We start from the raw sequence: 21,520 nt of genomic DNA, 5'->3' as shown, positions 1-21,520 counted from the left end.
GGAGCCGCCCGTGCGCCAGCGTTACCTAGCCCTGTTCACCCTTGTCGCCAGCCTCCCGGCTGGGGCATTGACCTTCCAGACCCGCGTGGAGAACGTCGCCTGGAAAGTCGAGGGGAACCAGTTCGAATGCCGCCTGATCCAGCCGATCGACGGTTTCGGCAGCGGTGAGTTCGTGCGCCGCGCTGGTGAGCAGCCGACCTTCCAGCTGCGCTCGGACAGCAATGTGCTGGGGGCTGGCTCCGCCACCCTGCTGGCCGCGGCGGCGCCCTGGCAGCCCGGGCGCGGCGATATCAACCTGGGTGTGGTGCGCATGGCCCGCAACGGCGTGCTGTTCACCTCCAGTCAAGGGCAGGCCAGCCGCCTGATCAACGGCCTGCTCGATGGGCGCAGCAGCGTGGTGCGCAACTACGCCGGTGAAGGCGGGCGGGCCATGGAAGTGCATGTGATGCCAGTGAGTTTTGCCAAGGCTTACAGTGACTACCAGGTCTGCGCGGCCAAGCTGCTGCCGATGAACTACGACCAGATCCGCCAGACCCAGGTCGGCTTTCCCGGTGGCGGCATTGAACTGGACAGCTCGGCGCGCGCGCGCCTGGACGTGATCCTCGACTATCTGAAGGCCGATCCGTCGGTCAATCATATCGAGCTCAATGGCCACTCCGACAACAGCGGCAATCGCCTGACCAATCGCGACACCTCGCGCCGGCGGGCCCTGGCGGTGGCCGAATACTTCAAGGCCCATGGCGTGCCGGATGAGCAGATCACCGTGCGCTTCCATGGCGAACGCTACCCGCTGGCCAAGAACAACACGCCAGCCAACCGTGCGCGCAACCGCCGAGTCAACATCCAGCTTGACCGGGTGACGCCGGTGGAGAAGCCCGTCGAGCAGCCGCAGGTGCAGACCCCGCCAGCACCCACTGCTGCGCCTGCAGCTGCGGCCCCGGCAGGTGCCGCGGCACTTCCCGTGCAGCCCGCGCCAGGGAAATAATCCAGGGTGCGACCGCTGGTCGCGCTCTCGACAATTCCTGTCGCTTTGTCGTCACAAGCTGTCGCCCCATTGTAAATTTTTCGGCAAGGCCGGTAGAATCATCGGCTTTCCGTACAACCCCGTGGAGTGATGGCATGGCGGACGTAAAAAAGGTCGTATTGGCGTATTCCGGCGGCCTTGATACTTCGGTGATTCTCAAGTGGCTGCAGGACACCTACAACTGTGAAGTGGTGACCTTCACCGCCGACCTCGGTCAGGGCGAGGAGGTCGAGCCGGCCCGCGCCAAGGCCCAGGCAATGGGCGTGAAAGAAATCTACATCGACGACCTGCGCGAAGAATTCGTGCGTGATTTCGTGTTCCCGATGTTCCGTGCCAACACCGTCTACGAAGGCGAGTACCTGCTGGGTACTTCCATCGCCCGCCCGCTGATCGCCAAGCGTCTGATCGAGATCGCCAACGAAACCGGCGCCGATGCCATTTCCCACGGCGCTACCGGCAAGGGCAACGACCAGGTGCGCTTCGAGCTGGGTGCCTATGCGCTCAAGCCCGGCGTCAAGGTCATCGCTCCATGGCGCGAGTGGGACCTGCTGTCCCGCGAGAAACTGATGGACTACGCCGAGAAGCACGGTATCCCGATCGAGCGCCACGGCAAGAAGAAGTCGCCGTACTCGATGGACGCCAACCTGCTGCACATCTCCTACGAAGGCGGAGTCCTGGAGGATACCTGGACCGAGCACGAAGAAGACATGTGGCGTTGGAGCGTCTCGCCGGAGAATGCGCCAGACCAGGCCACCTATATCGAGCTGACCTACCGCAACGGTGACATTGTCGCCATCGACGGCGTCGAGAAAACCCCGGCCACGGTCCTGGCCGACCTCAACCGCATCGGTGGCGCCAACGGCATTGGCCGCCTCGATATCGTCGAGAACCGCTATGTCGGCATGAAGTCGCGCGGCTGCTACGAGACCCCAGGCGGCACTATCATGCTCAGGGCCCACCGTGCCATCGAGTCGATCACCCTGGACCGTGAAGTCGCTCACCTGAAAGATGAGCTGATGCCGAAGTACGCCAGCCTGATCTACACCGGCTACTGGTGGAGCCCGGAGCGTCTGATGCTGCAGCAAATGATCGACGCGTCCCAGGTCAACGTGAACGGTGTCGTGCGCCTGAAACTGTACAAGGGCAATGTCACCGTCGTCGGCCGTAAGTCCGACGACTCGCTGTTCGACGCCAATATCGCGACCTTCGAGGAAGACGGCGGGGCCTACAACCAGGCTGATGCCGCAGGCTTCATCAAGCTCAATGCCCTGCGCATGCGAATTGCTGCCAACAAGGGCCGTGCACTGCTCTAAGCAGGCGGTTGAAGAAAAAACCCGGCCAGTGCCGGGTTTTTTTATGCCTGGATTTCATGCTTGATGTTCCTCGTCGAACGCCGTTTCGGCGTTGTCGAGCATAGGTTCCACCGACAGGTGAATGCATACCCGTGCATCCAGGTTGTACAGGACCCAGCGCCGCGCCGAGGGCGGTGGGCGCTCGATCATGCGCAGTACATGGTTTTCGATCATCTTGAGGCCCTCTGAACCTGATATGGCGATGATGATTGCGCCTTGATCGTGGCTGGAGGGCCTGATGGCTTCATCGGGCATCGTGGGGCTGTGAGGTGCCGGTGTCTGTTCGGAGCTTGGGCCGGTGGCAGAAGAGGGCGGCTGACAACTTGAACCGGGCTCGTGTTTCTCGGGGGCGAACAATGAGCCGGTGTTGAAGTTGAGGGTGAGGAAGAACAATACCGTCAGGAAAAACGGAAACCCCACCAGAAACCAAGTGTAGATACTCTGGCTCTGCTCACTCAGAAAGGGAAGAGAGGCCAGTGCCGAGGCTTCGATGACGCCGGCGAACACGGCGATAAGGGTCAGGGGACTAATGGATTCTTGGTTCATGATGAGTATCCGGTCGAGCGTCGCTCATCTGTACGTTGTTTCTTTTCCAGACAGCAGTGTGAGGCACTTCCATTATTGGAAATGAATCTCCTTCAACCTTTCTCCTGTACCTATAAGTGAAATTTCCTGCGAGCTATGTAAGGGGTCGGTACTTGGATCCCATCAGCGGGGCTGTTAATTTTTGTGACGGTTAATTCAGGCATGAATCTATTACAGGTTGTGAAATAGGTACGCGTAGGATTAATCCTCAATAGTTGTAGTCCTCTTCTTTTGATGTATCTGTCAGGGAAACCTCATAACTAATCGGCCGCAAGGTCGGTTAAGGTGGCCTGGCGAATTGAAAATAACGAATCAATGGATATCGCATGAATAAAGTGCTGATCGTGGATGATCACCCGGTCATTCGCCTGGCCGTACGCATGCTGATGGAACGGCATGGTTACGAGGTGGTGGCGGAGAGCGACAATGGTGTGGATGCCCTGCAACTTTCACGGGAGTATCTTCCGGACATCGTTGTGCTGGATATCGGGATCCCCAAGCTGGATGGGCTCGAGGTGATAGCTCGGCTGGCCCTGCTGAGCCCTGCGAGCAAGGTGTTGGTACTGACATCACAGACCCCGGGACATTTCTCGATGCGCTGCATGCAGGCGGGGGCGGCGGGTTACGTATGCAAGCAGCAGGAATTGACCGAGTTGCTCAGCGCAATCAAGGCAGTGCTGTCCGGCTATAGCTACTTCCCCAACCAGGCGTTGCACAAGGGGCGGTCTGGTGTCGGGGGGGCGACGGAAAGCGAGATGGTCGAGCGTCTGTCTGGGCGAGAGATGATGGTGTTGCAGCAACTGGCGCGGGGCAAAAGCAACAAGGAAATCGCTGACAGCATGTTCCTCAGCAACAAGACCGTCAGTACCTACAAGACTCGACTATTGCTCAAGCTCAATGCGCGTTCCCTGGTCGACCTCATCGAGTTGGCCCAGCGCCATGGGCTGGTCTGAGTGTGATTGAAAAAGCCCCCGTGGTGGAGGCTTTTCAGGGTTACAGGTCGTAGTCGAAATCGGCCAGTTGTCTCTGCAGTCGCCGCTCTTCGAGCATGTTGTCGATGGTGCGGCGTTTGCTGAGGTTGGTCTTGGCCGGTTCGGCCTGAGGCTCTTCGTCTTCGTCCACGCTCTGGAATTCTTCGTCGATAGTCAGGTCTTCTTTATCGGTGCTCATGCGTCACTCCAAGCCAAAGGGCCATTGGCCGTCCTTATAACGGGATTCGCAGGGCGGGTAAAAAAGATTTTTTCAATCGTCCAGGGACGTAATTCACTATCGCCTCAATCGTCCGAGGTCTTGTGCTTGTACTCGCACAGGTCCTCGATCCGGCAACTCCCGCAACGTGGCTTGCGCGCCTGGCACACATAGCGGCCGTGCAGGATCAGCCAATGGTGGGCATCGAGCAGGTAATCTCGGGGGACGAACTTCAGCAGTTTTTTTTCCACCTCGAGCACGGTCTTGCCCGGGGCAATGCCGGTACGGTTGCTCACGCGGAAAATGTGCGTATCGACTGCCATGGCCAACTGGCGGAAAGCTGTGTTCAAAACCACGTTGGCAGTCTTGCGCCCAACACCCGGCAGTGCTTCGAGTGCTTCGCGGGTTTGTGGCACTTCGCCGCCGTGTTGTTCGACCAGCAGGCGGCAGGTCTCGATGACATTCTTGGCCTTGCTGTTGTAAAGGCCAATGGTCTTGATGTACTCGCTCAGGCCTTCCACGCCCAGGGCATGGATCGCCTGCGGTGTATTGGCCACCGGGTACAGCCGGGCGGTGGCCTTGTTGACCCCTACATCGGTGGCCTGGGCCGAAAGAATCACGGCGATCAGCAGTTCGAACGGGGTACTGTAGGCCAGTTCGGTCTTTGGATCGGGATTGTCTTCATGCAGCCTGCGAAAGATCTCCAGGCGTTTGGCGGCATTCATGGGGTCAACGGGTTCCTTGGCGACGTGAGGGGTGGATCCGTGGGCGCAGGTGATTGTACAAGCCCAGCAGCAAGCCGAGGAGCACCAAGGCACCCGGCGCCAGCTCGGCAATATGCAGGCCAAGCGAATGGGCCAGCAGTTGCCGGCAGGCTCCCAGGGTGATGCAGGCTGCCAGCAGGCCGCCAAGGCTGATGCACAGTGCTCGCCAGCGTTCACGTTGTGGCAGCAGCGGGTCGATGGCCAGGCAGGTCAGGGCCAGCAGGGCGGGATAGTGGCCCAGTTGCACGGCCAGGGGGAGAGCCCAGGCCCGCAGGCTCAGCAGCAGGCAGGTGGTCAGGGCGCTCACCAGCACAATGTTCGCCCAGGGCAGGGTGCTGCTGTCGAGATGCCGGCGCAGGGGGGCCATCAGCACTTGGTGCAGGCCTGCGAGCACGAGCGCGCACAGGCCGATAGCCGCACCTTGGGCCGCGCTGGCGGTGGCGCCCAGTAGCGGAGCAAGGCCGGTTAGCAGTAGCCACTGTGCGCTCATGGCGTCGCCTCGCCAAGTAGTGTCGGGCGCTGCTCATCGAAATAACGCAGGGCATCTTGCAGCGCATCGATCACGGCCCGCGAGGTCACCGTGGCCCCCGCCATCTGGTCGAAGGTGCCATGGTCGCGCTTGATCGCCCAGGCTTGGTCGAGGGCCTTGCCGGTGAACTGGTCCAGCCAATGCAGGGTCGGTTTGATCAGTTGGTCGCCCAACCCTGGGCTCTCCTGTTGCCTGAGCACATGCACGCCGAGCAGGCGGCCTTGCCTGTCGATGGCGATCGCCAGTTCGACAGGGCCGGCATAGCCCTGGAAGCTGCTGTGCAGCAGGATGGCCACCGGCGTGCCGGCCAGGCTGGCACGGTAGGCGGCGAGCAGGCGGCTGTGCGCCAGGGTCGGTTGCACCAAGGGCAAGGGATTGGCCAGTGGACGGTTGTCGTAACTGCCTGCGGGAAGCACCGCCAGCCATTGCCGTTCCTTCCACTGCTGCGTGGCTTCGGCGATCGGGCCGGCGGTCCAGTGTCGCCAGGTGAGCGTGGCAGCCAAGGCCAGTGCAGTTATCAGCACCAGCAGCAGGTGGCTGCGCCAGCGGACATTCATGCGCGCACCCGCTCGCGGGCTTCTGCCAAGCGGTCCAGGGCAGGCGCGGCCAGGTTCATCAGCAGGATGGCGAACGCCGTGCCGTCGGCAAAGCTGCCCCAGGTGCGAATCAGATAGATCAGCAGGCCGGCGCCGCAGCCGAACAGCAAGCGGCCAAGCGGGCGCTTGCAACCGGATACCGGCTCGGTGGCAATGAAGAACGCCGCCAGCATGGTCGAGCCGGAAAACAGGTGCAGCAGGGGCGAGCCGTTGGAGTCGGACCCCGAGCCGTTCCAGCCCAGCAGGCTGAACAGAAACAGCCCTCCGAGCAGGCCGACCGGCGCGTGCCAGCTGAACAGCTTACGCTGCAGTAGCAAAAGGCCGCCGAGCAGGAAGGCGAGGTTGACCCATTCGCCGCCCCTGCCACCCCAGTGTCCGAAGGCCATATCAGTGCTGAACAGTTCGTCGACGGTCAGGCTGCGGTTGTGGCGCAGTACGTCCAGGACCGTCGGGCTGGCCCAGGCGTCAATCTGCTCGTTGGCGGCAAAGCTAAGGTGCAGGCTGTCCAGCAGGCCCGGGCTGTGGCCAGACCAGTGATGCATCTGCAGCGGGAAGCTGAGCAGAACAAAGGCGTAGCCGACCATCGCCGGGTTGAACGGGTTGCGTCCGACGCCGCCGTAGGCTTGCTTGCCCAGGCCGATGGCGACGCTCGCGGCAGCCACCGGCAACCACCAGGGCGCCTGGGCGGGCAGGGCAGCGGTCAACAGCACGGCGGTGACCCACGCACTGCCATCGCCGAGCGCCACGGCTACAGGCAGCCTGCGCCAGCCCAGCAACAGGGCCTCGGTCGCCAACGCGGCGGCGCTGCACAGCAGCAGGTTGACCAATACTCCCCAGCCGTGCAGCCAGAACAGCACCAGCAAGCCTGGCCCGCAGGCCAGTAGCACCAGGTTCATGGCGCTGCGCAGGCGCGGGTCAGACACTGGCATGGGCTTGCAGCGCTTCAAGGTGCTGGCGAGCCTGCTCGGCGCTGGCCTCAAGGGCCTGGAGTTGCGCGAGCTGTTGCGCCTCGGGGGCGGCGCCCAAGGCGCTGCGGGCCTTGCTCAGTTGGGCGCGACTCATGGCCGCGGCAACCTTCGCCTGCTTGAGGGCGGTATCGTTGTCGACAGGATGTTGCCGCGCCTGGCGTTGTGCCTGGCGCAGGGCTTCCTCCCGGCGCTGGCGCGCTTCGCGCTGTTCGTGGCGGTAGCGTGCCCGGTCACGCCGCTGGCTGCGTGCCAGGCATTGCTCGGCGCCATGGGTCAGGTCGCCGACGATAGGAGTCACATTGGCCGGCAGCGGTAACAGGTCGATGCAATCGACGGGGCAGGGCGCCAGGCACAGGTCGCAACCGGTGCACTCGTTGGCGATCACGGTGTGCATCAACTTGGTCGCGCCGACGATGGCGTCCACCGGACAGGCCTGGATGCACTTGGTACAGCCAATGCACTCGGCCTCGCGAATGAATGCCACCTGCGAGGGGCCAGGTGGGCGTTGAGGGTCGAGCGCGATCACCGGTACCTGCAGCAGCGTGGCCAGGGCAGCGATGGTCTCGCGGCCGCCGGGCGGACATTTGTTGATTGCTTCTCCCGCGGCCAAGCCTTCGGCATAGGGTCGGCAGCCGCCGTGGCCACATTTGCCGCACTGGGTTTGCGGCAGCAAGGCATCGATGCTTTGTATCAGACTCATTGGGTGAATAATCCGTTGAACCCGGAAAACGCCAGGGCCATTACCCCGGCTCCAATCAGCTCGATCGGCAGCCCGCGCAGCGCCACAGGCAGGTCCGGGTGGTGACTGCGTACACGCAGGTCGGCGAACAGCACCAGGGCAAGCCAGAAGCCCAGTGCCGCGCCAACGCTGTAGATCAGTGCTTGGCCAATGCTGCTGGCATCACTGGCAAGCTGCAACAGCAAGCCTAGCACCACGGCATTGCCCATCAGCAACGGCCTCAGGCCGTCCACGGGCCAATCGGGTCGCCAGCGGCTGAGCAGGGTGGGCATTGCCCAGGCCAAGGCGCTTAACAATGGCAGTAACAGGAGCAGTTGCAGGTCGCGCCATGCCGCCGGCAGCAGCAGGCCGATGGGCAGCGCCAGCAGCACTAGCCCGGTGCATAGCCCTAGCAGGTGCACGCGGGCGCGTTCGACGGGTTCGCCCAGCAGGGCCAGGTGATTGACCAGCGCGGCGCTGACCAGGACCAGAACGTAGTCGCTCATGGAAATGCCGAAGTCTGCGGGAAAACCTGATTATCCGACAGCACGCGGTCGATGCAAATGCCCCGGCCATGGGCCGGGGCAAAGCTTACTTGATGCGCTGGCCGGGCTTGGCGCCGCTGTCGGGGCTCAGCAGGTAGATCTCTTCCCCGCCAGGGCCGGCGGCCATGACCATGCCCTCGGAGATACCGAAACGCATCTTGCGGGGCTTGAGGTTGGCCACCATCATGGTCAGCCTGCCTTCCAATTGAGACGGGTCCGGGTAGGCCGACTTGATACCCGAGAACACATTGCGGCGCTCGTCGCCGATGTCCAGGGTCAGTTGCAGCAGCTTGTCGGCACCGGGTACAGCCTCGGCCTTGACGATCAGGGCCACGCGCAGGTCTACCGCAGCGAAGGTGTCGAATTCGATCTCGGCCGACAGCGGATCCTTGGCCAGCTCGCCGTTGCCTGCCGGGGCGGCTTTGGCTTCGGCGGCCAGCAGGTCTTCCTTGCTGGCGGCGACCATGGCTTCGACCTTGGCCGGCTCGATGCGGCTCATCAGCGCCTTGAACGGGTTGAGCTTGTGGTTTTCCAGGCGCGACTGAAGGTCGCTCCAGGTCAGCGGCGCGACATTGAGGAAAGCCTCGGCGTCGGCGGCCAGCAGCGGCAGCACCGGCTTGAGGAAAATCACCAGTTGGCGGAACAGGTTGACGCCCTGGGCGCAGATGGCCTGGACTTCGTCCTGCTTGCCTTCCTGCTTGGCCAGGGACCACGGCGCCTTGTCGGCGATCCAGGCATTGGCGCGGTCGGCCAGGGCCATGATTTCGCGCATGGCGCGGCCGAAGTCACGGCCTTCGTAGGCCTCGGCAATCGACGGCGCGGCGGCAAGGAAGGCTTCGGTCAGCTCAGGCGCGGCATCGCCCGCAACCATCAGGCCGTCATTGCCCTTGTGGATGAAGCCGGCGCAGCGGCTGGCGATGTTGACCACCTTGCCGACCAGGTCGGAGTTGACCTTCTGCACGAAGTCCTCGAGGTTCAGGTCGAGGTCGTCGACACCGCGGCCGAGCTTGGCGGCATAGTAGTAGCGCAGGTATTCCGGTTGCAGGTGGTCGAGGTAGGTGCGCGCCTTGATGAACGTACCGCGCGACTTGGACATCTTCGCGCCGTTGACGGTCAGGTAGCCGTGCACGTTGACCGCGGTCGGCTTGCGGAAGCCCGCGCCTTCGAGCATGGCTGGCCAGAACAGGGCGTGGAAGTTGACGATGTCCTTGCCGATGAAATGGTACAGCTCGGCCTGCGAGCCTTCGCTCCAGAACGCGTCGAAGTCCAGCTCCGGGCGGCGTGCGCAGAGGTTCTTGAAACTGGCCATGTAGCCGATTGGCGCGTCCAGCCACACATAGAAGTACTTGCCTGGCTCGCCGGGGATCTCGAAGCCGAAGTACGGCGCGTCACGGGAGATGTCCCATTCCTGCAGGCCGGCGTCCAGCCACTCGGCGAGTTTGTTGGCCACGGCGTCTTGCAGGGTGCCGCTGCGGGTCCACTGCTGCAACATGGCCTGGAAGTCCGGCAGCTTGAAGAAGAAGTGCTGCGAGTCGCGCAGTACCGGGGTAGCGCCGGAGATCGCCGACTTGGGGTTCTTCAGCTCGGTTGGGGCGTAGGTGGCCCCGCATTTTTCGCAGTTGTCGCCGTACTGATCCTCGGCCGCGCACTTGGGGCAGGTGCCCTTGATGAAACGGTCGGCCAGGAACATGCCTTTTTCAGGGTCGAAGTACTGGGTGACGGAACGGGTGGCGATGTGGCCGGCGTCGCGCAGGCGGCCGTAGATCAGGCTCGACAGCTCGCGGTTCTCCTCGCTGTGCGTGGAGTGGAAGTTGTCGAAGTCCACCAGGAAATCGGCGAAGTCGCCAGCATGCTCGGCCTGGACGTTGGCGATCAGTTGCTCGGGGGTGATGCCTTCCTTCTCGGCGCGCAGCATGATGGCCGAGCCGTGGGCGTCATCGGCGCAGACGTAGACGCACTGGTTGCCGCGCAGCTTCTGGAAGCGCACCCACATGTCCGTCTGGATGTACTCGAGCATATGGCCAAGGTGAATGGATCCATTGGCATAGGGCAGGGCGCTGGTGACGAGAATCTGACGTGGCTCGGACATGGTGGCTCGGCTACTTATCTGGCGACGGGGTAAAAATAAGGATGATCGGCCACTATAAAGGGCTGGCGAATTTATTTCACCCCGCGTGCGCATCTGCTGACGATTGACGGGTTAGCATAGGCGCTTGTTTCGTATTCCGTTTGCCAATGGGAGCCTCCATGAGTGCCGTCACCCGTGCCGCCGTCGAAGGCGTGCTTCGCCAGTACACCGACCCCTACCTGAACCAGGACCCGGTCAGCGCCGGGTGCGTGCGCGCCATCGATATCCACGGCGGGCAGGTCAAGGTGCAGTTGCAACTGGGTTATGCCGCTGGTCTGTTCAAGAGTGGCTGGGCCCAGGTACTGCAGACCGCCATCGAGAACCTGGAGGGGGTCGCCTCGGCACAGGTGAGCATCGACTGCGTGGTCGCCACCCATAAAGCCCAGGCCCAGGTGCCGGCCATGGCCAACGTGAAGAACATCATCGCCGTGGCGTCGGGCAAGGGCGGGGTGGGCAAGTCGACCACCGCGGCCAACCTGGCCCTGGCCCTGGCCCGCGAAGGCGCCCGGGTCGGTATTCTCGACGCTGACATCTATGGCCCGAGCCAGGGCGTGATGTTCGGCATCGCCGAAGGCACCCGTCCTCAGATCCGTGAGCAGAAGTGGTTCGTGCCGATCAAGGCCCATGGTGTCGAGGTGATGTCCATGGCGTTTCTCACCGATGACAACACGCCGATGGTCTGGCGTGGTCCGATGGTTTCGGGGGCGTTGCTGCAACTGGTGACCCAGACCGCCTGGGACGACCTCGACTACCTGGTGATCGACATGCCGCCGGGCACCGGCGACATCCAGCTGACCCTGGCGCAGAAGGTGCCGGTGGCAGGCTCGGTGATCGTCACCACGCCTCAGGACCTGGCGCTGCTGGATGCGAAAAAAGGCGTGGAGATGTTCCGCAAGGTCAATATCCCGGTGCTGGGCGTGGTGGAGAACATGGCCGTGCATATCTGCTCGAACTGTGGCCATGCCGAGCACCTGTTCGGTGAGGGCGGCGGCGAGAAGTTGGCGGCGCAATACGGCGTCGAGCTGCTGGCGTCGTTGCCGTTGTCGATGTTGATCCGCGAGCAGGCCGACAGCGGCAAGCCGACCGCCATCGCCGAGCCGCAAAGCCAGATCGCCATGGTCTACCAGGAGCTGGCACGGCAGGTGGGGGCGCGGATCGTGCTGCAGGAAGCGGCGGCGCCGGCGATGCCGAGCATTACCATCAGCGAAGACTGACGCGTTACCTGTAGGAGTGGCCTTGCCGAGGCGTCGGACCGGTCGGAAAGGGCCGCACAGCGGCCCCGGCATTTCCTGCATCACCGCTGAAATCCTGGGGCTGCTGTGCAGCCCATTCGCGACACAAGGCCGCTCCTACAGGGGGGCGGCGGATAACTTTCGAGCAGGCACAAAAAAACCCGCCAATGGCGGGTTTTTTTTGAAAGCGAGGAAGCGAGATCGACTTAGGCGATCTGAACTTCTTCAGCCTGCATGCCTTTCTGGCCGCGGGTAGCGACGAAAGTAACAGCTTGGCCTTCTTTCAGGGTTTTGAAGCCGTCAGCTTGGATGGCTTTGAAGTGCACGAACAGGTCGTCGCCCGACTGAGGGGTGATGAAGCCGTAGCCCTTCTCATCGTTGAACCACTTAACAACACCGGATTGGCGGTTGGACATTTTTCTGTCTCCTTGGACAAAGTTGATAACGGTCAGGAAACACCCTGACCGGGACTGAGCGCAAAGAGAGCAGAAAATTCAGCGATGGGCCGATCAGGATCGTGCATCAAACTAGAGATTCTCGGTGTCACGTGCAGCACAGTGGCGCCACCTTAACCCACTTTCCACAACCTGCCAATGGCCAAGAAGCGCTTTGATGAAATTCGGATCGGCGGCCTGTGCAGCCCCCGTCCGGCGCGGGATCGGGCAAGGAAACTTTAACCTGGACGTCGGGACCGGTAAGATGCGCATCTGGTTTTTCACCCCGCACTCTTTCAGGACACCCCGCCATGAGCATCAAATCGGACAAGTGGATTCGCCGCATGGCGCAGGAACACGGCATGATCGAACCCTTCGTCGAGCGCCAGGTGCGTGGCGAGCAGGACAGCCGAGTCATTTCCTTCGGCGTTTCCAGCTACGGCTACGACGTGCGCTGCGCCGATGAATTCAAGGTATTCACCAACATCAATTCGGCCACCGTCGATCCGAAGAACTTCGACGCCGGCAGCTTCGTCGACATCAAGAGCGATGTTTGCATCATCCCGCCGAACTCCTTCGCCCTGGCCCGTACCGTCGAGTACTTCCGCATCCCGCGTGACGTGCTGACCATCTGCCTGGGCAAGAGCACCTATGCCCGTTGCGGCATCATCGTCAACGTCACCCCGCTGGAACCCGAGTGGGAAGGCCATGTGACCCTGGAGTTCTCCAACACCACCACGTTGCCGGCGAAGATCTACGCCAACGAAGGCGTGGCGCAGATGCTGTTCCTGCAATCCGACGAAGAATGCGAAGTTTCGTACAAGGACCGTGGCGGCAAGTACCAAGGCCAGCGCGGCGTCACCCTGCCACGCACCTGAGCCGACCAAACGCGGGGAATTGTTTCTCCGCCTGGCACTCCAACAGGTGAATAGCCCTGGTGCGCACGACGCGCGCCGGGCCTCGCCAGGAGCCGCCGATGAAACTCGACCCCGCCATCAGTGCCAAGCTGGCCGTCCTGCAGCCGAACCAGATCGGCTTGCCGGTATGGTCGCTGTTGGCCCACCCGCCGATCGCCACGCCGATTCCCATGCAGGCCGGTGGCGTGCCGCACCAGCCTGACCCCGACACGCCGCAACCGCCGGAACCCGGTGAGCATCCGCCCATGGAGCCTGGCGAGCCGACCCTGCCTGATGAGCCGCCACCGGCCCCGGTGGCCTGAGCGACCTCAGTTGCCCAGCAGGTAACCGCTGCGGCAGATCTGCTCACCGGCAACATGGGCGACGACCATGCCCGCCGTGGCCATGCGCCGCACACTGCGCGCGTACATCAGCCCGGCCTGGCTGTTGCGCAGCGGAGTAACCCGGTCGCTGAGCGGGTCGATGACTTCGGCGATCAGTTGACCTGCCTCCAGGTACTGCCCTGGCTTGGCATGAAACACCAGCAGGCCGCCGAGTGGCGCGGTCACCGGCTCCACCGCCGCCAGGGGCGTGGCGGGTTGGCGCAGGGCGGGCAGCGGGGCAGGATGGCCCTCGATGACGCCGCTGTGGGTGAGGAAATCGAGGATCGCCTGGCAGTCCTGGGTCGCCAGGGCATGGCTGACATCGGCCTGGCCTCGTAGCTCGATGGTCACCGAGAAGCTGCCCTGGGGAATCGGGAAGCGCTTGCCGAAGCGCTGCTGCAGTTGCCACCAGACCAGGCTGAAACATTCGTCGAACGACTGTCCGCCGGAATCGGTGGCCAGCAGGCTGGCTTGCACGCCGAGGTAGCGGGCCAGCGGCTCGACCTGCGGCCAGGCCTCGGGCGTGGTGTACAGGTGCTCGACCGCTTCGAAGTCGCAGTGCAGGTCGAGCACCATGTCGGCGTCGCAGGCCAGGCGTTGCAGGGTCAGGCGCTGCGACTGCAGTGGCGTGCGTGGCGCGTGTGCATCCAGGCCGCGACGCAGGTATTCGCGAATCAAGGCCAGGTTGTGCACGGGGTCCTGGGTGAGGTGGGCCTCGACCTGGTCGCCGATGCTGTCCGACAGGTCGACGAAATGGCGGTTGAAGTTTTCTCCGCTCTGCAGCTCGAAGCGGCCCAGCGGCGCATCCAGCAGTACCTGTTCCAGGCCCACGGGGTTGGCGACCGGCACCAGGATCACTTCGCGCTGCAGGCGCCCCTGTTGTTCCAGTTCGCCCAGGCGTTGCTTGAGATGCCAGGCCACCAGCATGCCCGGCAGTTCGTCGGCGTGCAGCGAGGCCTGGATGTACACCTTGGCGCCACCGCGTGGGCCGAAGTGAAAACTGTGCAGCTGGCGGGCGATGCCCGGGACGGGGGACAGCAGGTCATGGGTCGAATGGTGCATGGTGGTCCTGGTCGGAGCGTCTGCGGTAGGGGCTGGGATCAAGGATAGAAGCACAACTTGCGCTGGGGTGCATCATTTGCCGTGTGCCCCAAGGCTAAGCCAAGTACCGCGTCGCCTGGTTCGCCAGCAGGGCTGGCTCCTACAAGTGACGCGCATGGCTTGAGGCCTGTGGGAGCGGGTACACCCGCGAACACCCGGCGTAGCCGGTGCCAGGCACCGCGTCGCTTGCTTCACGGGGGCGCCCTGCCAGCGAAAGGCCGGCAGCTGTCCGTTTGCCTACCTGCCCGGCACCAGCGTCAGGCGCTGGCTGCCATATGCCCGGGCGAAGTTCTGCGGTTGCAGCGGCAAGCTCATGAAGCGGCCCTTGAACCAGGCATCCAGCCCGTCGCTGTAGTGGCGGCTGGCCGGGTTGCCGGATTGGCCGCTGCTGGTCAGCAGCTGCAGGGGTTCGGCCTGGCCGAAGTCCACGACCATGCGCGTCGAGGCTGGCAGTTGGCTGTCGAGGCGGCTGCCCCAGGCGTAGGGGGTCAAGGCCAGGGTGCTGAAGTCGCCACCGGCGGCCAGCGGCGCGCGGTTCAGGTTGTCGCCCAGGCCCTGGTAGTTCGATGCCGGCCAGCGGTACTGGTGCAACCTGCCCCATTGCCAGGCGCGGCGGTCGGCGCCCAGTTGCGCGGTGCCGGTATCGATCGCGGCGGCCAGGCTGCGGGCCAGGATGGCCGGTTTGTCTTCTTTCTGCGCGGTGCCGCGGTCGTCCCAGAACGGGCTGTCCTCGCGCCCCAGCAGGTGGTCGGCCTGGGCCGAGTAGGACAGTTGCGCGTTGCCGACAAACGCCTGCCATGCCGGGCTGGACTCCGGGCCCAGTTCGTCGAGGAAGGTCTGCCGGGTGACTTCCTGAAGGAACAATTCATACATTGCGGCATCCGCCGAGACCGGGCTCAAGCGGCCATCGAAAGCCTTGAGCCGGGCCAGCGCGTCGCGGGCCTTGTCGCGCTGGGCGGCGGGCAAGGCATCGATGGCCTGCTTGAGCGGCTGGGCCATGCCGGGGGCGTCAAACATCTGCTTGAGCTTGTCGGCCAGCAGCGTCACCTGGTCGTTCTGCAGCGCCATCAGGCTGCGGCTGTCGTGGCGTCCATTGCTGGCCAGCTGGGCCAGGCGCTCGGCGCGCTCGGGGTAGTACCAGCTGCTCGACAGCTGCATGCCGTAGCCCTTGGGCAGGCTGCGTTGGTTGGCGTGGCCGATGAAACCGTTCGGAGGGTCCTGGTCGTAGGGATGCAACATGGCGTCGGCGAAGCCATCCCAGTCGTAGCGCCCGTCCCAGCCTGGCGAGGGCAGCAGGCCCTGGCCTTCGCGGCGATTGGGGTAGCGGCCACTGACCTGCCAGCCGATATGCTGCGGCTCGGCGAAGACGAAATTGAGGGCCGCGGCGCCGACCTCGCGGGTGCTGTCAAAGGCCTTCTCGATGTTGGCCGCGCGGGTCAGGTCGAACAGCGCATCGAGGCTGCGGTCATCCTTGAGTTGCGGCAGGTGCAGCGCCAGGGCCAGGCTGCCATGGCCCGGCAGCAGGGTGCCATGGCGGGTGTCGTACAGCACCTCGCGCTGCGGGCGCTGGCCCCGGACGAAGAAGGTTTCGTTGCGCGCGCGGGCCGTCTGCCACTTGCCATCGGCCAGGTAGCTCAGCTGGCTGCCCTGGCGGCGTACTTGTTCGAGGAACAGGTCCTGGTTGTCGGCCATTACCGCGCTGGCGCTCCAGGCCAGCTTGCCGTTGTAGCCGGCCAGCACGATCGGCAGGCCAGGCAGCGACAGGCCGGCGACCTGGTACTTGCTGGTGTGGATCTGTACCGGGCTCAGTGCCCAGGTGGCGCGGCTGTCGCTGGCCAGCAGGCTCTTGCCGCTGCGCGAGCGTTGAGGGCCCAGGGCCAGGTTGGACGAGCCAGGGGCGCCGAGCAGGCCGAGGTCGGCCAGGCGCTGGCCGGCTGCCGCCAGCGAGGCCAGGCCCGGTAGTTGGCTGGCCAGGTTCAGGCCTTTGAGCTTGTCCACCTCGGCTTCGGCCAGCGGTTCGTCGGGGGCGCCGGGCAGCAGCCAGGCCAGTTTGTCGCTGCCAACCTTTTGCGCCAGGGTCAGGGCCGACAGTTCCTCCTGCAGGTTCACCGACTGGCTGAAGGCATACAGGCTGAAGATCAGCGCCGAATCCTCGGGCTTCCAGTACTCCGGGCGGTAGCCGCTGCTTGCCAGCTCAGCCGGCAGCTTGTCGCGGTAGCGGAACAGGTAGGCATTGACCCCGCGGGCATACACCTCGAAGAAACGTTTCAAGCGCGGCGAGGCATCGGCATAGAGCTGGCCGGCGCTCTGCTTGAGATTGGCCGCGCGCATCAGGCGGTCGATCTCCAGTGCCTCGCTGCCGGCCAGTTCCGCCAGGCGGCCCTGGGCCAGCAGACGCATGGCGACCATCTGCCCGATGCGGTCGCCGGCATGCACGTAGCCCAGGCTGAATAGTGCGTCATGGAAGGTGCTGCTTTCGATCAACGGCGCGCCCATGGCGTTGCGCCGCACCGAAACGTTCTGTGCCAGGCCCTTGAGTGGTTGCACGCCGGTGGTCGGCGGCACGCTGTCCTGGTAGCCACCCAGTTGGCAGCCGGCGAGCGCGAGCATGCCGAGCAATACGGCGGCGCTGCCCAAGCGTGGGCGGAAGGGTGGTAGGACGGGGGCGGCCATGACTAGGCTCCTGCAGGGCGTGGCGGGGTTGTGAAAGGCGCTAAGGTAGTGAGCGCGCAGTCGCCGTGCAAGGTGCCGGAGAGCTTTATTTACCAGCGGTCGTGGTGGGCTGGCTCGAGCGTGGGGTGGGCCCGCTCCCGCGGCATTTGCCGGGGAGCGGTAGTGCGTCGGTCAGGCGCCGTGGCACTTCTTGAATTTCTTCTGGCTGCCGCATGGGCAAGGGTCGTTGCGGCCGACGTCCTTCAGGGCGTTGCGCACCGGCTCCTGGTGGCTGTGGTTGCAGTGCGGGCCGTGCACATGGCCGTGATCGTGATCATGCTGGTGGTCGTGATCGTGGTTGCAGTCGGGGCCATGGACATGGGGTTGCTGGGTCATTACGGTGTTACTCCGGTTGAAGATCGCCGGGGATTATCTCACCCCTTTGCGTCATGTGCAGGTCTCGATGCACGATCAACCCGGTAGCCAGTTCGCCGCGCAGTTGGTACTGCAACGGTTGCCCGCTCTTGAGCAGCTTGGCCAGTGGCTTGAGGTGCTGCCAGAGGTTGGTGTATGCAGTGATCTTGAAGGTGCGCCGGGCATGGCCGCCGACGCTGCGCCAGAGGCTGGCCTGGTCCTCGGCCAGCAACAGATCGCCGAGCTTGACCGAATAAGCCAGGTTGCGGATGAACAGGCGGCTGTCATTAGGATTGTCGACCTGCAGGTGCAGGACGAACTCCTGCTGGTGCAGGTGCAGCTTGACCGGTTCGACCTTCAGCAGGTGCACCTGCGGTTCGCGCCAGGCATCGCCGCCCCAGTTCGCGCAGCCCGCCAGCCAGGCCAGTAACAGGCCGATGGTGAGCAGGCGGGTCAGGAGGCGCATGCTCAGCTACCGAGGTAACTGGCGCAGCATTTCTTGAACTTCTGCCCGCTGGCGCAGGGGCAGGGGTCGTTGCGCCCGGCCTTGAAAGGCACCGTCGGGTCGATGAAGTACCAGCGCCCAGCGTGCTGGACGAAGGCCGAACGCTCGCGGTGCTGGTGATCGCCCTGCTGGTCGTGCCAGCGCGCGGTGAAGGTGACGAAAGCATGTTCGGGCTGGCCACCAAGCACCTCGGCGCTTGCCACTTCCAGCCCCAGCCAGGTGCTCTGGGCGCTCCAGGCGGCGATGCCGGCGCGGTCCAAGTCAGCTTGCTGGGCCGGCAGGGTAGTGGCCACCAGGTAGTCCACCAGCCCCAGCACATAGGCGCTGTAGCGCGAGCGCATCAGGGCCTGGGCGTCTGGCGCCGGGGTACCGCTGTGATAATGCCCGCAGCAGGCGTCGAGCAGGTTGCCACTACCGCAAGGGCAGACCGAGACACTCATTGAATCACCACCAGTACTTGCCAAAATTTTCCGGGTTGGCCCAGAACCTGGCGTTGAGCCAGTCCGGGACCTGTTTGTAGTCATGCAGATCATAGGTGAACAGGCTCAGCACCTGCTCGTCGCGCTGGAATTTTTCGCTGGCCGAGAGCGCCAGCGAATAGAAGTCGGTGTCCCGCCAGCCGCAGGCGCTCAGGTCCGCCAGCACCGCGACGCGGCTGGCATTGAGGTTGCGGATGCCGCCCAGCAGCTCGAGGCCAGTACGCTTGGGCAGGTGCTCCAGGCAGTCCACCAGTACCGCCAGGTCGAAGCGTCGGGCCGCTTGTTCGCTGGGCAGCGGGCCGGGCGCGGCAACCTCGATCTGGCTATCGGGGTGGGCGGCGGCGAAAGCCTCGAGGGCTGGGAAGCGGCTGCCCACCAGCAGCAGATGGCGCGGGGTGAAGCGTTCGAGCAGGGCGGCCAGGGCCTGCTGGGGTGTACGTTGTGAGAAAACGTCGGTCATTGCCATTCCTCGTTCAGGTCGCTCAAGACTAGCGGTCCCCGGCGATCGGGCAAAGCGCCGCGTCGTGGCTTCTTGCTGGCAGGGCGGGAATCGCCGGTCTTTACTCCCAGGGCATCGGTTTTGCACCGATTCCCCTAGGAGAAGCAACAAGATGAGCATAGTACGCACAGCGATACCCCTGGTTCTGCTCACCAGTGTGTTGACTGGTTGTGCAGGTTTGCAGAAAACCGACTGGCCCAAGTGCGCTGCCGTCGGGGGTGTGGGCGGCGCGGCCCTGGGCGCGATCGAGAGTTCCAGCTGGGCAGGCTGGGGCGCCTTGCTCGGCGGCGGTCTGGCGGCTGGCTACTGCTGGGCCCATGGCGATGGCGACGAAGACGGCGATGGCGTGCCGGACAGCCGCGACAAGTGCCCGGGCACGCCGCGCGGGGTGCAGGTCGACGCCAACGGTTGCCCGCCGGAGCCTGCGCCAGTGGTCGAGGAAGTCGTGGTGCAGAAGGAAGAAGTCATCGTCATTCGCGATGTGCACTTCGAGTTCGACTCTGCGCGCTTGACCGCGACCGACAAGGAGCGCCTCAACACCGTCGCCACGCGCCTCAAGCAGGAAGCCCCTAGCGCCCGCCTGAGCGTCAGTGGCCATACCGACAGCGTCGGCTCCGATACCTACAACCAGAAGCTCTCCGAGCGTCGCGCCCAGTCGGTGACCAGCTACCTGGTCGAAAGCGGTGTGCCGCGTGGTAGCTTCGTTTCGGTGGTGGGGGCCGGCGAGACCCAGCCGGTGGCCGACAACGCCACGGCCGATGGCCGCGCGATGAACCGCCGTACCGAGATCAAGATCCAGCGTTGATGGCGTGGCGCCTGTACCTTGAGAAGTGGCGCGGGCGCGTCTTTACTCCTGTGTGACCGGTAGCGGCCGGTGACACAGGAGCATTCACCATGCGTGTTTTGTCGAAGGCGGCACTGCCGCTGGTAGTGGCCACTAGCCTGCTGGCAGGTTGCGCCACCCACAGCGACGGCAGTGCGCCCCTCAATCAAAGGACCTGGCCCATCTGCAGCCTGCTTGGCGGGCTGGTCGGTGGTGGCCTGGGCGCCATCGAGAGTTCCAGTTGGGCGGCCGGCGCCGGTGTTGCCGGGGCCATTGCCGGTGGTTTGATCTGTTATGCCCAGGATGGCGACGAGGATGGCGATGGGGTCTTCGACCGCCGCGACCGCTGCCCGGACACGCCGGCGGGGACGCAGGTCGATCATATGGGCTGCCCGTTGCCGCAGTACCCTGCATCGGCGCCGGCCCCAGTGCCTGTGGCGACACCTGAAGTGATCACCCTGGACGACCAGGGCCAGGTGTTGTTCGCCTTCGATTCCGCCGAACTCACCGGCGGTGCCCAGCAGCGGCTGCACAGCCTGCTGCCCAAGCTCAACGATCCCAGCGTGACCAGCGTCAAGGTGGTCGGGCACACCGACAGCGTAGGCTCGGACAGCTACAACCAGAAACTGTCCGAGCGGCGTGCCAGTAGTGTGGCCGAATACCTGATCAGCCAGGGGTTGGCGCCGACCAAGGTGACCAGCCAGGGACGTGGCGAGGCGCAGCCGGTGGCCGACAACGACACCGACGAAGGTCGCGCGCATAATCGACGGGTGGAGTTGCACCTGAACTGACCCCTCTGGCGCGCGCTCCAGCTGTAGGGTTACTGTTGTCGGCACGGCCCGCTCGAACGGGCCGCTCCGACATAACAACAATCCTTTGGGGGCGGGGCTATGAAGTTCATCCTGGGCCTGGGCAAGGCCCTGACGGTGGTGTTCTGGTGGGTGGTGCTGGTCAACCTGTTCATGCCGCAGCCCTTGCCGTTCAACCTGCTGATCAACGCCGCGGGCGCTTTCCTGCTCGGCTTGCATGCGCTGGAGGTGCTGTTTTTCAATGGCAGCCTGCGTGGGCGCAGCCATCGCTGGTTCGATCGGTTGCAGATCTTGCTGACCGGCATTTTCCACGTCATGTCCATCCCACGGCCGCAGGAGGCGTCGAGCCATGCGTAAATTGATGTTGTTGGCCGCATTGGCCACCCCTCTGGCTCAGGCCGAGAGCCTTGAAGTTGCCGCCCATTCGATGCTGCGCCTGCCCAACAAGTCGGCCAGTGTGCACCTGGAGCAGTTGCGGGTGGCCGATTCGGCGACCTTGCTGCTGCCGGCCAGCCTGACTGAATTGAAGATCGACCGGCTCGAACTGGGGCGCGATGCGCGCATTGCCATTGCCCCGGCCGAGCATGAGCTGAATATCGTGGCGGCGCATGCGGCGTTGGCCGAAGGCAGCGAGTTCAGCGCGCCGGGCGCGCCGGGCACCTACGAGCGCGCGGCGCGGCCGGGACGCAACCTGGATCTGCGCCTGGAGGCGCTGGAGGCCGAGCGGTTGGCTATCGATGCCCGCGGCGGGGCGGGGGCGCCTGGGTATTTCGGGCTCGATGGCGCCAATGGCACGCCGGGTGGTTGCACCTGGGGTCAGGCTAGCCGGGGGGCCAATGGTGATGATGGGGGCAATGGCCATGATGGCGCCGCGGGCGGGCGGATTCGCTTGAGCG

25 protein-coding genes and 1 pseudogene are annotated in these 21,520 nt (G+C 64.2%); 10 read left to right on the top strand and 16 right to left on the bottom strand.

What is annotated here, in order from left to right; translation table 11 throughout:
• The first annotated feature begins 10 nt into the window (after positions 1 to 10).
• Complete coding sequence (locus E3U47_RS21715; RefSeq protein WP_134693657.1) at positions 11 to 985, top strand: OmpA family protein; 975 nt, start codon at positions 11 to 13, stop codon at positions 983 to 985.
• A gap of 134 nt (positions 986 to 1,119) precedes the next feature.
• Positions 1,120 to 2,337: an argininosuccinate synthase gene (locus E3U47_RS21710; RefSeq protein ID WP_134693656.1), complete on the top strand. Its 1,218-nt coding sequence runs from the start codon at positions 1,120 to 1,122 to the stop codon at positions 2,335 to 2,337.
• Positions 2,338 to 2,391: 54 nt separating this feature from the next.
• Here E3U47_RS21710 and E3U47_RS21705 read toward each other — a convergent pair whose 3' ends face one another.
• Positions 2,392 to 2,922 carry a hypothetical protein gene (locus E3U47_RS21705; RefSeq protein WP_134693655.1) on the bottom strand — a complete coding sequence of 177 codons (531 nt, stop codon included), beginning with the start codon at positions 2,920 to 2,922 and terminating at the stop codon, positions 2,392 to 2,394.
• Positions 2,923 to 3,287: 365 nt separating this feature from the next.
• Between E3U47_RS21705 and E3U47_RS21700 the strand changes: the two genes are divergently transcribed.
• Positions 3,288 to 3,914, top strand: coding sequence for a response regulator transcription factor (locus E3U47_RS21700; RefSeq protein WP_134693654.1), 627 nt, complete (start codon positions 3,288 to 3,290; stop codon positions 3,912 to 3,914).
• A gap of 40 nt (positions 3,915 to 3,954) precedes the next feature.
• Here the strand turns inward: E3U47_RS21700 and E3U47_RS25035 are convergent, their stop codons facing one another.
• The 8 genes and pseudogenes from E3U47_RS25035 to metG all read right to left on the bottom strand — a co-directional run bounded on the left by E3U47_RS25035 (position 3,955) and on the right by metG (position 10,358).
• A complete protein-coding gene (locus tag E3U47_RS25035) occupies positions 3,955 to 4,131 on the bottom strand; it encodes a PA3496 family putative envelope integrity protein (RefSeq protein WP_167659518.1) in 177 nt (58 codons plus the stop codon).
• A gap of 104 nt (positions 4,132 to 4,235) precedes the next feature.
• Positions 4,236 to 4,874 carry an endonuclease III gene (gene nth, locus E3U47_RS21695; RefSeq protein WP_134693653.1) on the bottom strand — a complete coding sequence of 213 codons (639 nt, stop codon included), beginning with the start codon at positions 4,872 to 4,874 and terminating at the stop codon, positions 4,236 to 4,238.
• A 4-nt stretch (positions 4,875 to 4,878) separates the two neighbouring features.
• Positions 4,879 to 5,403 (bottom strand): Rnf-Nqr domain containing protein, encoded by a 525-nt coding sequence (locus E3U47_RS21690; RefSeq protein ID WP_134693652.1) that lies wholly within the window; start codon positions 5,401 to 5,403, stop codon positions 4,879 to 4,881.
• A complete protein-coding gene (locus tag E3U47_RS21685) occupies positions 5,400 to 5,999 on the bottom strand; it encodes an RnfABCDGE type electron transport complex subunit G (RefSeq protein ID WP_134693651.1) in 600 nt (199 codons plus the stop codon). Before E3U47_RS21685 ends, E3U47_RS21690 begins: the two co-directional genes overlap by 4 nt.
• On the bottom strand, positions 5,996 to 6,967 hold the full coding sequence (locus tag E3U47_RS21680; protein ID WP_134693650.1) for an RnfABCDGE type electron transport complex subunit D: 972 nt from the start codon (positions 6,965 to 6,967) through the stop codon (positions 5,996 to 5,998). Before E3U47_RS21680 ends, E3U47_RS21685 begins: the two co-directional genes overlap by 4 nt.
• Positions 6,963 to 7,706 (bottom strand): annotated as a pseudogene (locus E3U47_RS21675) (RnfABCDGE type electron transport complex subunit B); the annotation flags it as partial. The gene E3U47_RS21680 and the pseudogene E3U47_RS21675, both read right to left, overlap by 5 nt.
• Positions 7,703 to 8,230: an Rnf-Nqr domain containing protein gene (locus tag E3U47_RS21670; protein ID WP_134693648.1), complete on the bottom strand. Its 528-nt coding sequence runs from the start codon at positions 8,228 to 8,230 to the stop codon at positions 7,703 to 7,705. The pseudogene E3U47_RS21675 and the gene E3U47_RS21670, both read right to left, overlap by 4 nt.
• 85 nt (positions 8,231 to 8,315) lie before the next feature.
• Positions 8,316 to 10,358: a methionine--tRNA ligase gene (gene metG / locus E3U47_RS21665; protein ID WP_134693647.1), complete on the bottom strand. Its 2,043-nt coding sequence runs from the start codon at positions 10,356 to 10,358 to the stop codon at positions 8,316 to 8,318.
• 158 nt (positions 10,359 to 10,516) lie between these two features.
• Between metG and apbC the strand changes: the two genes are divergently transcribed.
• Positions 10,517 to 11,611 (top strand): iron-sulfur cluster carrier protein ApbC, encoded by a 1,095-nt coding sequence (gene apbC / locus E3U47_RS21660; protein WP_134693646.1) that lies wholly within the window; start codon positions 10,517 to 10,519, stop codon positions 11,609 to 11,611.
• Between the two features lie 224 nt (positions 11,612 to 11,835).
• Here the strand turns inward: apbC and E3U47_RS21655 are convergent, their stop codons facing one another.
• Positions 11,836 to 12,045 carry a cold-shock protein gene (locus E3U47_RS21655; protein ID WP_003254922.1) on the bottom strand — a complete coding sequence of 70 codons (210 nt, stop codon included), beginning with the start codon at positions 12,043 to 12,045 and terminating at the stop codon, positions 11,836 to 11,838.
• 329 nt (positions 12,046 to 12,374) lie between these two features.
• On the opposite strand from E3U47_RS21655, the gene dcd reads away from it, so the two are divergent.
• Both dcd and E3U47_RS21645 read left to right on the top strand, forming a co-directional pair.
• Positions 12,375 to 12,941 (top strand): dCTP deaminase, encoded by a 567-nt coding sequence (dcd, locus tag E3U47_RS21650; protein ID WP_003258001.1) that lies wholly within the window; start codon positions 12,375 to 12,377, stop codon positions 12,939 to 12,941.
• Positions 12,942 to 13,039: 98 nt separating this feature from the next.
• Positions 13,040 to 13,282 carry a hypothetical protein gene (locus tag E3U47_RS21645; RefSeq protein WP_134693645.1) on the top strand — a complete coding sequence of 81 codons (243 nt, stop codon included), beginning with the start codon at positions 13,040 to 13,042 and terminating at the stop codon, positions 13,280 to 13,282.
• A 6-nt stretch (positions 13,283 to 13,288) separates the two neighbouring features.
• Here E3U47_RS21645 and E3U47_RS21640 read toward each other — a convergent pair whose 3' ends face one another.
• The 6 genes from E3U47_RS21640 to E3U47_RS21615 all read right to left on the bottom strand — a co-directional run bounded on the left by E3U47_RS21640 (position 13,289) and on the right by E3U47_RS21615 (position 18,953).
• Positions 13,289 to 14,404 carry a succinylglutamate desuccinylase/aspartoacylase family protein gene (locus tag E3U47_RS21640; RefSeq protein WP_134693644.1) on the bottom strand — a complete coding sequence of 372 codons (1,116 nt, stop codon included), beginning with the start codon at positions 14,402 to 14,404 and terminating at the stop codon, positions 13,289 to 13,291.
• Positions 14,405 to 14,680: 276 nt separating this feature from the next.
• Positions 14,681 to 17,116 (bottom strand): penicillin acylase family protein, encoded by a 2,436-nt coding sequence (locus E3U47_RS21635; RefSeq protein ID WP_134693643.1) that lies wholly within the window; start codon positions 17,114 to 17,116, stop codon positions 14,681 to 14,683.
• A gap of 171 nt (positions 17,117 to 17,287) precedes the next feature.
• The gene (locus tag E3U47_RS21630) at positions 17,288 to 17,491 is read right to left on the bottom strand and encodes an SEC-C metal-binding domain-containing protein (RefSeq protein ID WP_134693642.1); all 204 of its coding nucleotides are present in this window, start codon (positions 17,489 to 17,491) and stop codon (positions 17,288 to 17,290) included.
• A gap of 7 nt (positions 17,492 to 17,498) precedes the next feature.
• Positions 17,499 to 17,975, bottom strand: coding sequence for an LEA type 2 family protein (locus E3U47_RS21625; protein ID WP_134693641.1), 477 nt, complete (start codon positions 17,973 to 17,975; stop codon positions 17,499 to 17,501).
• Between the two features lie 2 nt (positions 17,976 to 17,977).
• Positions 17,978 to 18,454 carry a YchJ family protein gene (locus tag E3U47_RS21620; RefSeq protein WP_134693640.1) on the bottom strand — a complete coding sequence of 159 codons (477 nt, stop codon included), beginning with the start codon at positions 18,452 to 18,454 and terminating at the stop codon, positions 17,978 to 17,980.
• Positions 18,455 to 18,458: 4 nt separating this feature from the next.
• Positions 18,459 to 18,953, bottom strand: coding sequence for a DUF6231 family protein (locus E3U47_RS21615; RefSeq protein WP_134693639.1), 495 nt, complete (start codon positions 18,951 to 18,953; stop codon positions 18,459 to 18,461).
• 151 nt (positions 18,954 to 19,104) lie between these two features.
• On the opposite strand from E3U47_RS21615, the gene E3U47_RS21610 reads away from it, so the two are divergent.
• From E3U47_RS21610 to E3U47_RS21595, 4 genes are all read left to right on the top strand, one after another.
• On the top strand, positions 19,105 to 19,797 hold the full coding sequence (locus E3U47_RS21610; protein ID WP_134693638.1) for an OmpA family protein: 693 nt from the start codon (positions 19,105 to 19,107) through the stop codon (positions 19,795 to 19,797).
• Between the two features lie 89 nt (positions 19,798 to 19,886).
• Entirely contained in the window at positions 19,887 to 20,606 is a 720-nt protein-coding gene (locus E3U47_RS21605; protein WP_134693637.1) for an OmpA family protein, read from the top strand.
• 99 nt (positions 20,607 to 20,705) lie between these two features.
• Entirely contained in the window at positions 20,706 to 20,981 is a 276-nt protein-coding gene (locus E3U47_RS21600) for a DUF1145 domain-containing protein (RefSeq protein WP_134693636.1), read from the top strand.
• Positions 20,974 to 21,520 (top strand): collagen-like protein (locus tag E3U47_RS21595; protein ID WP_134693635.1); only part of this gene is annotated, 547 nt, incomplete at its 3' end. The genes E3U47_RS21600 and E3U47_RS21595, both read left to right, overlap by 8 nt.

The sequence above is a fragment of the Pseudomonas sp. RIT623 genome (assembly GCF_004519305.1).
Lineage (GTDB): Bacteria > Pseudomonadota > Gammaproteobacteria > Pseudomonadales > Pseudomonadaceae > Aquipseudomonas.
This window is presented reverse-complemented; position numbering and strand designations above follow the sequence as displayed.

Excerpts from the sequence above, each read along its gene's own strand:
- E3U47_RS21690 (WP_134693652.1), bottom strand. The coding sequence starts at position 5,403 with ATGAGCGCACAGTGGCTACTGCTAACCGGCCTTGCTCCGCTACTGGGC.
- E3U47_RS21640 (WP_134693644.1), bottom strand. The coding sequence starts at position 14,404 with ATGCACCATTCGACCCATGACCTGCTGTCCCCCGTCCCGGGCATCGCC.
- E3U47_RS21620 (WP_134693640.1), bottom strand. The coding sequence starts at position 18,454 with ATGAGTGTCTCGGTCTGCCCTTGCGGTAGTGGCAACCTGCTCGACGCC.
- E3U47_RS21610 (WP_134693638.1), top strand. The coding sequence starts at position 19,105 with ATGAGCATAGTACGCACAGCGATACCCCTGGTTCTGCTCACCAGTGTG.
- E3U47_RS21700 (WP_134693654.1), top strand. The coding sequence starts at position 3,288 with ATGAATAAAGTGCTGATCGTGGATGATCACCCGGTCATTCGCCTGGCC.
- E3U47_RS25035 (WP_167659518.1), bottom strand. The coding sequence starts at position 4,131 with ATGAGCACCGATAAAGAAGACCTGACTATCGACGAAGAATTCCAGAGC.
- E3U47_RS21615 (WP_134693639.1), bottom strand. The coding sequence starts at position 18,953 with ATGACCGACGTTTTCTCACAACGTACACCCCAGCAGGCCCTGGCCGCC.
- E3U47_RS21710 (WP_134693656.1), top strand. The coding sequence starts at position 1,120 with ATGGCGGACGTAAAAAAGGTCGTATTGGCGTATTCCGGCGGCCTTGAT.
- E3U47_RS21605 (WP_134693637.1), top strand. The coding sequence starts at position 19,887 with ATGCGTGTTTTGTCGAAGGCGGCACTGCCGCTGGTAGTGGCCACTAGC.
- E3U47_RS21670 (WP_134693648.1), bottom strand. The coding sequence starts at position 8,230 with ATGAGCGACTACGTTCTGGTCCTGGTCAGCGCCGCGCTGGTCAATCAC.
- E3U47_RS21600 (WP_134693636.1), top strand. The coding sequence starts at position 20,706 with ATGAAGTTCATCCTGGGCCTGGGCAAGGCCCTGACGGTGGTGTTCTGG.
- dcd (WP_003258001.1), top strand. The coding sequence starts at position 12,375 with ATGAGCATCAAATCGGACAAGTGGATTCGCCGCATGGCGCAGGAACAC.
- E3U47_RS21705 (WP_134693655.1), bottom strand. The coding sequence starts at position 2,922 with ATGAACCAAGAATCCATTAGTCCCCTGACCCTTATCGCCGTGTTCGCC.
- E3U47_RS21685 (WP_134693651.1), bottom strand. The coding sequence starts at position 5,999 with ATGAATGTCCGCTGGCGCAGCCACCTGCTGCTGGTGCTGATAACTGCA.
- E3U47_RS21680 (WP_134693650.1), bottom strand. The coding sequence starts at position 6,967 with ATGCCAGTGTCTGACCCGCGCCTGCGCAGCGCCATGAACCTGGTGCTA.
- metG (WP_134693647.1), bottom strand. The coding sequence starts at position 10,358 with ATGTCCGAGCCACGTCAGATTCTCGTCACCAGCGCCCTGCCCTATGCC.
- nth (WP_134693653.1), bottom strand. The coding sequence starts at position 4,874 with ATGAATGCCGCCAAACGCCTGGAGATCTTTCGCAGGCTGCATGAAGAC.
- E3U47_RS21625 (WP_134693641.1), bottom strand. The coding sequence starts at position 17,975 with ATGCGCCTCCTGACCCGCCTGCTCACCATCGGCCTGTTACTGGCCTGG.
- E3U47_RS21655 (WP_003254922.1), bottom strand. The coding sequence starts at position 12,045 with ATGTCCAACCGCCAATCCGGTGTTGTTAAGTGGTTCAACGATGAGAAG.
- E3U47_RS21630 (WP_134693642.1), bottom strand. The coding sequence starts at position 17,491 with ATGACCCAGCAACCCCATGTCCATGGCCCCGACTGCAACCACGATCAC.
- apbC (WP_134693646.1), top strand. The coding sequence starts at position 10,517 with ATGAGTGCCGTCACCCGTGCCGCCGTCGAAGGCGTGCTTCGCCAGTAC.
- E3U47_RS21645 (WP_134693645.1), top strand. The coding sequence starts at position 13,040 with ATGAAACTCGACCCCGCCATCAGTGCCAAGCTGGCCGTCCTGCAGCCG.
- E3U47_RS21635 (WP_134693643.1), bottom strand. The coding sequence starts at position 17,116 with ATGGCCGCCCCCGTCCTACCACCCTTCCGCCCACGCTTGGGCAGCGCC.